Annotated in this window: 11 protein-coding genes and 1 other annotated feature; all 11 genes read left to right on the top strand. The window is 45.0% G+C overall.

The window, feature by feature from the left end:
• Positions 1-506: EF-Tu C-terminal domain-related protein (locus AAV90_RS05460; RefSeq protein ID WP_046496438.1), on the top strand; the 506-nt coding region annotated here is incomplete at its 5' end.
• A 99-nt stretch (positions 507-605) separates the two neighbouring features.
• Positions 606-755 carry a 50S ribosomal protein L33 gene (rpmG, locus tag AAV90_RS05455; RefSeq protein WP_046496449.1) on the top strand — a complete coding sequence of 50 codons (150 nt, stop codon included), beginning with the start codon at positions 606-608 and terminating at the stop codon, positions 753-755.
• 58 nt (positions 756-813) lie between these two features.
• Complete coding sequence (gene secE / locus AAV90_RS05450) at positions 814-1,017, top strand: preprotein translocase subunit SecE (protein ID WP_046496447.1); 204 nt, start codon at positions 814-816, stop codon at positions 1,015-1,017.
• 59 nt (positions 1,018-1,076) lie between these two features.
• Entirely contained in the window at positions 1,077-1,643 is a 567-nt protein-coding gene (gene nusG, locus AAV90_RS05445; RefSeq protein ID WP_242847488.1) for a transcription termination/antitermination protein NusG, read from the top strand.
• Between the two features lie 12 nt (positions 1,644-1,655).
• Positions 1,656-2,081 carry a 50S ribosomal protein L11 gene (gene rplK, locus AAV90_RS05440; protein ID WP_046496436.1) on the top strand — a complete coding sequence of 142 codons (426 nt, stop codon included), beginning with the start codon at positions 1,656-1,658 and terminating at the stop codon, positions 2,079-2,081.
• Between the two features lie 67 nt (positions 2,082-2,148).
• Complete coding sequence (gene rplA, locus AAV90_RS05435) at positions 2,149-2,850, top strand: 50S ribosomal protein L1 (RefSeq protein WP_046496434.1); 702 nt, start codon at positions 2,149-2,151, stop codon at positions 2,848-2,850.
• A gap of 14 nt (positions 2,851-2,864) precedes the next feature.
• Positions 2,865-3,021 (top strand) — a sequence feature (ribosomal protein L10 leader region).
• 68 nt (positions 3,022-3,089) lie between these two features.
• Positions 3,090-3,611, top strand: coding sequence for a 50S ribosomal protein L10 (gene rplJ, locus AAV90_RS05430; RefSeq protein WP_046496432.1), 522 nt, complete (start codon positions 3,090-3,092; stop codon positions 3,609-3,611).
• A gap of 83 nt (positions 3,612-3,694) precedes the next feature.
• Positions 3,695-4,069, top strand: coding sequence for a 50S ribosomal protein L7/L12 (rplL, locus tag AAV90_RS05425; protein ID WP_046496430.1), 375 nt, complete (start codon positions 3,695-3,697; stop codon positions 4,067-4,069).
• Between the two features lie 305 nt (positions 4,070-4,374).
• A complete protein-coding gene (locus AAV90_RS05420) occupies positions 4,375-5,124 on the top strand; it encodes a hypothetical protein (RefSeq protein WP_046496428.1) in 750 nt (249 codons plus the stop codon).
• Between the two features lie 211 nt (positions 5,125-5,335).
• A complete protein-coding gene (gene rpoB, locus AAV90_RS05415; RefSeq protein ID WP_046496426.1) occupies positions 5,336-8,755 on the top strand; it encodes a DNA-directed RNA polymerase subunit beta in 3,420 nt (1,139 codons plus the stop codon).
• 72 nt (positions 8,756-8,827) lie between these two features.
• Entirely contained in the window at positions 8,828-12,355 is a 3,528-nt protein-coding gene (rpoC, locus tag AAV90_RS05410; RefSeq protein WP_046496423.1) for a DNA-directed RNA polymerase subunit beta', read from the top strand.
• Positions 12,356-12,550: the final 195 nt, after the last annotated feature.

Genomic DNA, 12,550 nt, shown 5'->3' with positions numbered 1-12,550 from the left:
TAGTAACCGGCAGGGTAGAAAGAGGCCAGGTCAAGGTTGGAGACGAAACCGAGATAGTAGGGATGAGAGAAGAGATCAGAAAACACATAGTAACAGGCGTAGAGATGTTTAGAAAACTATTAGACTATGCCGAAGCCGGAGACAATATCGGCACCCTGTTAAGAGGACTGGACAGAAAAGACGTGGAAAGAGGCATGGTATTAGCCAAACCAGGCAGCATCAAGCCCTTAACCAAGTTCAAAGGTGAAGTATACGTACTGTCCAAAGAAGAAGGCGGTCGCCATACCCCGTTCTTTGGTGGCTACAGACCCCAGTTTTACTTCCGGACAACAGATGTGACCGGCGTAATCCAGTTACCCGAAGGCGTAGAAATGGTAATGCCCGGTGATAACATTCAGATGTCCATAGAACTGATAACCCCGATTGCCATTGAAGAAGGCTTGAGATTTGCAATAAGAGAAGGCGGCAGAACAGTTGGTTCCGGAGTTGTTACCAGCATTGACTAAATAATCAATCCCCAACGGTCAGTGCCATCACTATTGACATTGCCGGGCAGCATATGCTAGAGTATTGTAGTATTTTTATACATGGATGGAGGTGTCATGGTGAGGGTAGGCATTACGTTAGCTTGTAGTGACTGTAAACAACGCAATTATCAAGCTACTAAAGACAAGAAAAAAAATACTGAAAAAATGGAAGTAAGAAAGTATTGCAAATTCTGTAATAGTCATACAATCCATAAGGAGATTAAGTAAACCTGGGGATGTGAAAATAGTGGCTAAGAATAATACCCCTGCGCAACAGCAAAATGGCATGAAATTATGGCTGGGTAATACCCGCGAATATTTTGCCAGCGTATGGAGTGAATTAAAAAAAGTACATTGGCCGGATCGCAGACAGCTAACAGCCTATACCGGGGTAGTGCTTTTCACAGTGGCTTTAGTTGCGTTGATTATCTGGCTGTTTGACAAAGGGCTGTCATTCTTGCTTACTGCTTTAATGAAAGCCTTTGCCTAAGGAGGAGGTGGTTGTAGTTGACCGCCGAAGATAAATCAAATATTAAGGAGAACCCCGTAATGCCTGTCGAAGAAACAACCATGGATGTGGTCAATGAAAAAAGAGGCGAATGGTATGTCGTACATACCTACTCTGGCTATGAGAACAAAATCAAGGTGGATTTGACCAAACGGGTGGAGTCCATGAATATGCAGGACAAAATATTTCAGATTATCATCCCGGAAGAACAGGAAGTAGAGTTTAAGGGCGGCAAAAAAAAGGTGACCACTAAACGGGTTTTTCCTGGATACGTAATTGTAAATATGATTTTGGATGATGAGTCCTGGTATGTGGTTCATCATACACCCGGTGTAACAGGATTTGTGGGGAGCGGAACCAAGCCTATCCCTTTGCAGGATGAAGAAATCGAAAAAATTCTAAGACAGATGGGCTTGGTAGATCAAAAGCCCAGGATCATTGATATTGAGATCGGGGAAAACGTACGGGTTAAAAACGGCCCGTTCGAAAATTTTGAAGGTATAGTCAAGGAATTGTTGCCTGACCGCGGCAAAGTAAGGGTTAGTATTTCCATGTTCGGCAGAGAAACACCTGTGGAACTGGATTATGAACAAGTTGATAAAATATAAGGAGGTGTAATTGTGGCAAAAAAGGTGATGGGAAAGATATCCCTGCAGATTCAGGCAGGCAAGGCAACTCCAGCACCCCCTGTGGGCCCAGCCCTGGGTCAGTATGGTGTGAACATAATGGGTTTTTGCAAAGAATACAACGCCAAGACTGCGAACCAAACCGGTTTTATTGTGCCGGTGGAAATAACTGTCTACGAAGACAGATCTTTTTCATTCGTGCTTAAATCCCCCCCTGCCTCAGATCTACTTAAGAAAGCAGCCAGTATTGACAAAGGGTCTGGCGAACCCAACAAGAAAAAGGTAGGCAAAGTAAGCCGGGCCAAGCTGGTAGAAATTGCCGAAACCAAGAAGAATGATTTGAATGCAGCTGATTTGGATGCAGCCGTTAAAATGATTGAAGGTACTGCCCGCAGTATGGGCTTAACAGTAGTCGATTAGACGAGCATTTAATCGGCAAGCGAAGTGGGAGGATAATATCCGCAATAACCACAAGGAGGTAAGCAGAATGAGAAGAGGTAAAAACTACAAAAATGCCACCCAAAAGGTGGATAAACACAAACTGTATGATTCCCAGGAAGCACTGAACCTGGTTAAAGAACTTGCCAGTGCCAAATTTGATGAAACTATAGAAGTACATGTCAAACTAAGTGTTGATCCTCGCCATGCCGACCAGCAGGTAAGAGGAACCGTCAGCCTGCCCCATGGAACTGGAAAAACCCGTAAAGTATTGGTGTTTGCCAAGGGTGAAAAAGCCAAAGAGGCCGAACAGGCCGGTGCCGATTATGTCGGCGGCGAAGAATTGGCTGAAAAAATCCAGGGAGGCTGGTTTGATTTTGACGTAGCTGTGGCTACTCCAGATATGATGGCCGTAGTCGGCAAACTGGGTAAAATATTAGGCCCCCGAGGTTTAATGCCGAACCCCAAGGCCGGTACAGTTACCTTTGAAATTGAAAGAACCATCAATGAGCTGAAAGCTGGCCGGATTGAATTCCGGGTGGATAAAACCGCTATAATCCATGCTCCGATCGGCAGAGTCTCCTTTGAGGTTGACAAGCTGCAGGATAATCTGTATGCCTTTGCTGATGCCTTGATCAAGGCCAAACCACCGGCAGCTAAAGGTCAGTATATGCGCTCAGTCACCATCTGTTCTACCATGGGGCCGGGTGTTAAAGTTAACCCGCTGGTAATAATGGCTGCCAAAAGGTAAAATTGTCACTATATGAAAACCGAAAATACAAACTGCAGATAGCCGGTGGCGAAAGCCTTAAAAAACGTGAGTTTGCCCGCCGAGGTTTATGTAATACAGCTTATGTCATTTAATGACGAAAGGTTAAATTAACCTCTGCAAGACTATGTGCAGAGGTTTTTTACATCTTAAGTTACTTAGACCATAAAAGCACAGGCAACAAGAAAGCATTTAGATTTTTAAAAGGGGGTGAGAATTTAATGACTAAAATAGAGAAAAAACAATTAGTTGTCGAAGAAATCTATCAAGACTTGGATGAAGCCACGCTGGTTGTATTTTCAGATTACAGGGGCTTAAACGTAGAAGAAATGACTGAGCTTAGAAGTAAACTGCGGGTTCCGGGGGTGGAAATAAAGGTATTGAAGAATACCATGCTGCGCTTTGCTCTTCAAAAAGCCGGTTGTGACGATGCTGCTGCTCAGATAAACGGACCTAATGCTGTAGTTTTCAGCAAAGAAGATCCAGTTATGCCATCCAAGGTTTTATCTGAATTTGCCAAAACTCATAAAAACCTGGAGATTAAATTTGGGATTTTGGAAGGCCAAACTATAAACGCCGAAAAAATTAAAAATCTAGCTGATCTGCCGCCTCGCGAAATATTGATAGCTCAAGTTATTGGAACGATGCAGGCACCGATTAGCTCTTTTGCTAATGTTCTAAATGCCAACCTAACAGGTCTGGTTAGAACTTTGGATCAGATTAGGGAACAGAAGGCTAGCTAGAAAAGAAGTCCGAAGTCGGAAGCCTGGGGTCAGAGAATTAAAGAAAAATATGATTGATTAGAATTTTAAGGAGGTTTTTTAAAATGAGTAAAGTTCAAGAAGTTATTGATATCGTTAAAGGGCTAACCGTTTTGGAATTATCCGAACTGGTTAAAGCACTGGAAGAAGAATTTGGTGTCAGTGCTGCTGCTCCCGTAGCGGTAGCCGCCGCTACTCCCGCTGCCGCAGCCGCACCTGCCGAAGAAAAGACTGAATTTGATGTTATCCTGACTGGAGCCGGCGACAAGAAAATCAATGTAATCAAGGTTGTCAGAGAAATAACCGGTCTGGGTCTGAAAGAAGCCAAAGACCTGGTTGACGGAGCCCCCAATCCGGTCAAGGAAAAAGTCGGCAAAGACGAAGCCGATGAAGTCAAAGCCAAGCTTGAAGAAGCCGGAGCAAGCGTCGAAGTTAAATAAAAACATAATTAAAACGAGTGCCCTTAAAAAAGGCACTCGTTTTTTATTGCCCAGCTTCTTTAACGAAGCGAAGCGATGCTCAGAAGATGCGCCCGATTACTCAGGGATTTAAAAGTATTTGCGCCTAACAGCTCGTAGATTCTTAAAAAAACCATGCTCTTATAATAACCTTTATTAATTCAGTCTGGTTTCCCCCCGGTGGGCGTCTTAAAATAATGTCTGACATAAATATTTAGCTTATGGATTATATTGGGTTAGTGGTATAAAATTAGGTATAGAATGCAAAAAGAAGGGAAATGATAATTATGAGAAAACATCTCCCCGAAGTCATTTTAGGGCTACTTTTTTTGCTGATATTCACGCCTGTAGCCAGAGCCGCAGAAGCCGAGTGGCAGATCAAATGGAATGAAGACGGCAGCCTGCGTGAGATTATAACTGTAACCGGCCCCCCAATTGAGTACCACGATTCTGCCTGGCAAGAGACCCAGGACGATAAAAAACAGGTTTTCTCCCGCACAGTTACAGATTGGCAGGCATACAATCAAATGCCGGATAAACTGCCGATTAAGGTGAATCAGAACAATTACCTATTCTGTACTGTAAGCAAAATAAAACCGGATGCCACATTAGCCCAAGAATCATTGTATAAAAATCTATCCGGGGTTCAGTCCTTGCAGGTTAGGATTGAGGTTCCGGGATCGATAAGGGCAAGTTCCGCCGATCAAATAATTGACCATACCGCCGTATGGCGTATTAAAAATCCGGGAACACCGCTTGGGTCAGCCTTTACTTTAAAAACCGTTACTTTTGACGGCTGGCTGCTGGGAATCAGCATCCTGAGTTTGGGTGTTATTATAATGTTTATTTTTTTCGCGGTACGTATGCGCAAGGTAAATCAAATTATTGCCGACACATATTCATTGGATAACATCGTCATTGAGGAAGATGAGATAGGAATACCCAGGATTGAAGCTGTTAAGATTGAGGAAGACGAGTCTAAAGGCGATCAGGTTCAGGAAGAAAAGGCCGATCTGTCATCCCAAGACCAAGCCTGAGTAGCAGGTTGCTAATGTTTCAGAGTGATCAGGTATAAAAACAAGTTTTACGCCTTGACTGAAAAATTATATTGTGATAACATTGATAATTGCCATTATAGATGTATTGTGGCAATATCTAACGTTAAAAGTTTAGTTGATAAAAAGCGGGGTTTATAGAATTAGGCCTTGCTTTTCACTCTTTTGCCAATCTTTAAAAGGGGTGAAGTAAATGGCGCAAATGGTACAATATGGCAACGCACAGAGATACGACTATTCACAAATCGTAGATGTGATTGAACTGCCAAATCTCATTCAGGTACAATTGGATTCCTACGGGTGGTTCCTGGAAAAAGGGCTGCGAACCGCCCTGCAAGAAGTATTCCCTATTTATGATTTCACCGGGCACCTGGAACTGGATTTCATCGATTATAGTTTGGGAGATCCTAAATACGAGGTGCAGGAATGCAAAGAAAGGGATGTTAGTTATCAAGCTCCGTTAAAACTTAAGGTACGCTTAAGCGATAAAGAAAGCGGAGAAATAAAAGAATCCGAAGTATACATGGGTGAACTGCCCTTAATGACTGACAAAGGAACCTTTATTATTAACGGTGCAGAGAGGGTTGTGGTAAGCCAATTAGTAAAATCCCCGGGCGTATATTTTAATGAAAAGTTGGACGTAGCCGGTAACAATCTTTATGGTGCTACGGTAATACCGAATCGCGGCGCCTGGTTTGAACTGGAAATGGACAGTGCCGGGGTCATCTACACGCGTATCGACAAGACCAGAAAAATACCTGTGACCGTGCTTCTAAGAGCCCTGGGCTATGAAACCAATGAAGCTATCCTGGAACTGTACGATAATGATGAGAATATCGTGCGAACCCTGGATAAGGATACCACCACCAATAAAAAAGATGCCTTAATAGAATTCTATCGTCGGCTTCGTCCGGGTGAACTGGCTACGGAGGATGCCGCTGAACAACTTTTAAAAAATCTTTTCTTCGATCCGCGCCGTTATGACATGGCTGTGGTAGGAAGATACAAGGTCAATAAAAAGCTGGGACTTGATATACCGGTTGAGGTACGTCACCTGACCGTTGAAGATATCATCAGCACTATTGGCTATATACTTAAACTAATTAAAGGTGAAGGCAGAACCGATGTAATTGATCATCTGGGCAACCGGAGACTACGCTCTATCGGCGAACTGCTGCAAAATCAATTCCGCACCGGTCTGGTCAGAATGGAACGGGTCGTCCGGGAGAGAATGAGTATCCATGACGTGGAGACCCTTACCCCGCAGGTACTCATAAATATTCGCCCCATCACTGCGGCTGTTAAAGAATTTTTTGGCAGTTCCCAGTTATCGCAATTTATGGATCAGACCAATCCACTGGCAGAATTAACCCATAAAAGACGTTTAAGCGCCCTGGGGCCAGGGGGCTTGACACGCGAACGGGCCGGCTTCCAGGTTCGAGATGTTCACCATTCCCACTATGGAAGGATCTGCCCCATTGAGACACCAGAAGGTCCCAACATTGGTTTGATCGGGTCATTGGCTACCTACGGCAGGGTTAATGATTTTGGTTTCATTGAAACCCCTTACCGCAAGGTAGATAAAGAAACCGGTCAAGTTTTGGATGAAATCCACTACCTGTCAGCCGATGAAGAAGAAGATTTCACGGTTGCACAGGCCAATGCGCCGCTGGATGAAGATGGCAAATTCAAAGAGGAACGCGTTGAAGCCAGGTATGCTGATGAAATTCTGGAGGTTACCACCAACAAGGTAGATTACATGGACGTTTCACCCAAGCAGGTTTTCAGCGTGGCTACCTCTTTAATCCCCTTTTTGGAAAATGATGATGCCAACCGGGCTCTGATGGGAGCCAACATGCAAAGACAGGCAGTTCCGGTCATCAAAACCGAAGCACCTATAGTCGGTACCGGTTTGGAATACAAAGCCGCCAAGGATTCAGGCGCGGTAGTCATCGCCAAAAAATCCGGGGTAGTTAAAAACGCAAGCGCCAACCGCATAATATTAAAAGCCGATGATGGCACTACTCAGACCTATCCATTACTTAAATTTGTACGTTCCAATCAGGGAACCTGTTATAACCAGAGACCGATAGTAAAACCAGGTCAGCGGATAGAAGCTGATACCATTATAGCGGATGGCCCCAGTACCGATAATGGAGAATTAGCTCTGGGTCGTAATGTTATGGTTGCATTCATGCCTTGGGAAGGGTATAACTATGAAGACGCGATCCTGCTGTCAGAAAAACTGGTCAGAGAAGATGTATTTACCTCGATTCATATAGAAGAATATGAGTGTGAAGCCCGCGATACCAAATTGGGTCCGGAAGAAATCACCCGGGATATTCCCAACGTATCTGAAGAAATGCTTAAAAATTTGGATGAGCAGGGCGTCATTCGTGTTGGGGCGGAAGTCAGACCTGACGATATCCTGGTAGGAAAGGTTACCCCCAAGGGTGAAACCGAGCTGACTCCCGAAGAACGTCTGCTCCGAGCCATCTTTGGAGAGAAGGCCCGTGAAGTAAGAGATTCTTCTTTACGTGTTCCCCACGGTGAAGCTGGCAAAATAGTAGCCGTCAAGCGTTTTTCCCGGGAAAACGGGGACGAGCTGCCCCCGGGCGTGAACCGCTTGGTAAGGGTCTATATTGCTCAGAAACGCAAGATCTCCGAAGGGGATAAAATGGCCGGGCGTCATGGAAACAAGGGGGTTATCTCCAGAATCCTGCCGGAAGAAGATATGCCTTTCCTGGAAGACGGAACGCCGGTACAGATTGTTTTAAATCCTTTGGGAGTACCTTCTCGTATGAATATAGGCCAGATATTGGAGTGTCATATGGGGTGGGTTGCTAAAACTTTGGGCATAAATATCGCTACCCCCATATTCGATGGGGCGACCGAAGAGGATATTGTGGAACTGCGTGCCCAAGCCGGTTTGCCGATTAGCGGCAAGGCCGTATTAAGAGATGGCAGAACCGGAGAGAAATTCGACCATGAAGTAACGGTCGGCTATGTATATATGTTAAAACTAGCTCACCTGGTAGATGATAAAATCCATGCCCGGTCTATTGGCCCGTACTCATTGGTTACCCAGCAGCCGTTGGGAGGAAAGGCACAGTTCGGCGGACAAAGATTCGGCGAAATGGAAGTTTGGGCATTGGAGGCATATGGTGCTTCGTATACGCTCCAGGAAATATTAACGGTAAAATCTGATGATGTGCAGGGCCGCTTAAAAACATATGAATCCATCGTTAAAGGTGATAACATTCCTGAACCAGGAGTTCCCGAAGGCTTTAAAGTCTTAATCAAGGAATTGCAGAGCCTGGCTCTTGATATACGAATACTATCCGGGGATGATCATGAAATCCAGATTAAAGATATGGATTATGCTTTAAATGAAAAGGAAAAAGCCCGCGAATTAGGTGTGGACTTACCGGAAGTGTCAGCTTCCCGCAGGGGCGAAGGCTCCAAATCATATGAGAAGGGTATAGATCAGGACGAAGACCCGGACGATGACGATCCGGATGATATTGAAGATCTGGGTACTCATCTTGAAGGCGATTTGGATGAGGTTGATCTGGGCAAAGATGCAGAAGATAATCTGGATGATCTGATATAAAAACCTGGCGTTTTAGACTGTTGATTAAGCCTTAAGGCTAGGTACCAAATCTTCTGGAAGGGAGAGAATGATTTGTTGGATGTAAACAATTTTGAACGGATCAAAATATCCCTGGCTTCTCCTGAGCAAATTAGATCATGGAGCAGTGGTGAGGTAAAAAAACCCGAGACTATCAATTACCGTACGTTGAGACCGGAGAAAGAGGGACTGTTTTGTGAGAAAATATTTGGTCCTGTAAAAGACTGGGAATGCCATTGCGGGAAATATAAGCGCGTCCGGCATAGAGGGATCGTTTGTGATCGCTGCGGAGTAGAAGTGACTACCTCCAAGGTTAGGAGAGAACGCATGGGGCATATTGAATTGGCAGCCCCAGTCTGTCATATCTGGTATTTAAAAGGAATTCCCAGCCGGATGGGATTGTTGCTCGATATGTCGCCCAAGGTTTTGGAGAAAGTAATCTACTTTGTAAATTATATAGTTATTGACCCCGGTGATACCCCGTTGCTCAAGAAACAGTTGCTTAACGAACGCGAATATCGTGAGCACCGGGAAAGGTATGGAGACAATTTTCATGCTGCCATAGGTGCCGAAGCTGTCAGGGAACTGTTGGCTGAAGTTGACCTTGATAAACTGTCCCAGGAATTGAAGGACGAGATCGCCAACACTACCGGTCAAAGAAAAGGTCGCGGGATTAAACGCTTGGAAGTGACCGAGTCGTTCCGTTTATCAACCAACAACCCGGAATGGATGATTTTAGACGTATTACCGGTCATACCTCCGGAATTAAGACCGATGGTTCAATTGGACGGTGGACGTTTTGCCACTTCGGATTTAAATGATTTATACCGTCGGGTAATTAACCGCAATAACCGCTTAAAGAGGCTTTTGGATCTGGGCGCACCGGATATTATTGTACGTAATGAAAAAAGGATGCTGCAGGAAGCCGTTGATGCACTGATTGATAATGGACGCAGAGGTCGGCCGGTGACCGGACCGGGCAATCGCCCGTTAAAATCTTTAAGCGATCTGCTCAAAGGCAAGCAGGGGCGTTTCCGTCAGAACCTGCTGGGCAAAAGGGTGGACTATTCCGGCCGTTCAGTTATTGTGGTGGGGCCCAATCTGGCCATGCATCAGTGCGGACTGCCCAAGGAAATGGCCTTGGAACTTTTTAAACCTTTTGTTATGAAAAAACTGGTAGATAAGGGCATTGCCTCCAATATTAAAAGCGCCAAAAAAATGGTGGAAAGGGGTCGGGAAGAAGTATGGGATATCCTGGATGACGTAATCAAGGAACATCCCGTAATGCTCAACCGCGCTCCAACCCTGCATCGTTTAGGGATTCAGGCCTTTGAACCGGTGCTGGTGGAAGGACGTGCCTTACAACTGCATCCACTGGTTTGTACGGCCTATAACGCTGACTTTGACGGCGACCAGATGGCGGTACACGTTCCCTTATCGGCTGAAGCCCAAACTGAATGCCGCCTGTTAATGCTGGCTAGCAACAACATATTAAACCCGAAAGACGGCAAGCCAGTGGTAACACCTACCCAGGATATGGTTATAGGGGTTTATTATCTGACCTATATCAACCAAGAAGACTGGGATGTGGAAAAAACCCGGATATTTTGCAATGCAGCCGAAGCCCAGATGGCTTATGAACTAGGAAACGTCACCTTGCACGAGAAAATCCGGGTGCGGCTTAAACTATCTGATCAGGAATTAAAAGAAGCCGAAGAGAAAGGCGCCCCTTATAAAATCCCATACAAGACAGTAGACACATCCGTAGGCCGGGTTATTTTTAACGAGATTATCCCAAGCAGTCTGGGTTTCTATAATGAAACAATCGACAAAAAGAAATTAGGTAATATCGTTTATGAATGCTATCGCCTGGAAGGCAATGCCAGAACCGCCCAAATGCTGGATGGAATAAAACGGCTAGGCTTTTATTATTCCACTCGGGCCGGTTTGAGTGTTGGAGTCACCGATTTCCATACTCCGCCAGAGAAACAGGAAATACTGGCTGCGGCTGATCGGGAAGTAGATGCCATTGAATCAGAATTCCAGGTAGGTTTGATTACCGAGGATGAGCGTCACAGTCAAGTCGTGGAAATATGGAACGAAGCCACGGAAGATGTCACGGAAGCCTTGAAAAATTACTTACAGGAAGACAATCCGGTATATATGATGGCTACCTCCGGGGCCCGCGGTAACTTCCAGCAGATTCGTCAGTTGGCAGGTATGCGCGGTTTAATGGCCGACCCGCAGGGTAAAATCATTGATTTGCCTATCAAGGCAAATTTCCGTGAAGGCCTGACTGTTTTAGAATACTTTATTTCCACCCATGGGGCTCGTAAAGGGCTGGCTGATACAGCGCTGCGAACTGCTGACTCGGGCTATTTGACCCGCCGATTGGTCGATGTTTCCCAGGATGTAATTGTCCGCGAAGAAGATTGTGAATCAGCCGAGGGTATCTGGGTAGAGAAAATAATGGAAGGTTCGCAATTAATTGAACCACTGCATCAGAGAATTATTGGCAGGGTATCAGTGGATACCATTCTACATCCGGTTACTAATGAAGTATTGGTTGAAGAAAATGAGATGATTAATGACGACATCGGATACGCCATCGAAAAAAGCGGAATCGAGCGGGTGAAAATACGCACGGTTTTAACGTGTAAAACCCGCCACGGTGTCTGCAAAAAATGTTATGGGCGCAATTTAGCGACCGGTTACGATGTGGAAATAGGTGAAGCGGTAGGTATATTGGCAGCTCAATCCATTGGAGAGCCAGGAACCCAGTTAACTATGCGTACATTCCATACCGGCGGCGTTGCAGGTGAAGATATAACCCGTGGTCTTCCGCGTGTAGAAGAACTTTTCGAAGTTCGTAAACCCAAAGGCCAGGCACTGGTAGCTGAAGCTTCCGGAAAAATTGCCATGGGTGAAAGCAAAGGCCGTCGTGAAGTTCAAATACTAGGCGAAAACGATGAAGCTTTGGCCAGTGCCCTGGTAAGCTATGGCTCCCGCCTTAAAGTCCAAGAAGGGGATTGGGTAGATATTGGTGATGCCTTGACTGAAGGTCCGCTGAATCCCCATGATATTTTAAAAACCAAAGGCGTTCAGGCAGTACAAAGATATGTTCTGCAGGAAGTCCAAAAAGTATACCGTTCCCAAGGTGTTGATATTAGCGACAAACATATTGAGATAATGATCCGTCAAATGATGAAACGGGTTCGGATAGAAGAATCCGGGGATACTACCCATTTGCCGGGAGCCTTTGTAGATATAGCTAATTTTGAAGAGGAAAATCTGCAGGCAATCGTTGCCGGTGGTTTACCTGCAGTGTGTTCACCTATGCTGCTAGGCATTACCAAAGCGTCCCTTAACACTGATTCGTTCCTATCGGCCGCGTCCTTCCAGGAAACGACCAAGGTTTTAACTGAAGCCGCCATAAAAGGCAAGGTCGATAGTTTACTCGGACTTAAGGAAAACGTTATCATCGGCAAACTAATACCGGCCGGAACCGGCTACTCGATCTACAAAAACATTACTATAGAAGAAAACCAGGAAAACCTTGCCGTAGAAGAAATATCAGGTTAATATGAACGGTTATAATTAGCTAGTAAAAACGGATATTTTAGAGTAAGAAGCAAGACGCAGATTATGCTGGTTAAATGAGAAAGTGAACTTTATTCAGGACTAAGCCGTAGTAATCTGCGTCTTGCAAATTATGCCTAACCAAGGTTTTAAGGTATTTTTCAGAACATATATATATGTAAAGATACGGACAGGCTA

This window comes from Syntrophomonas zehnderi OL-4 (assembly GCF_000983115.1).
GTDB classification, from domain to species: domain Bacteria; phylum Bacillota; class Syntrophomonadia; order Syntrophomonadales; family Syntrophomonadaceae; genus Syntrophomonas_B; species Syntrophomonas_B zehnderi.
Note: the sequence above shows the minus strand (reverse complement) of the source record. Positions and strands in the feature narration are given on the sequence as shown.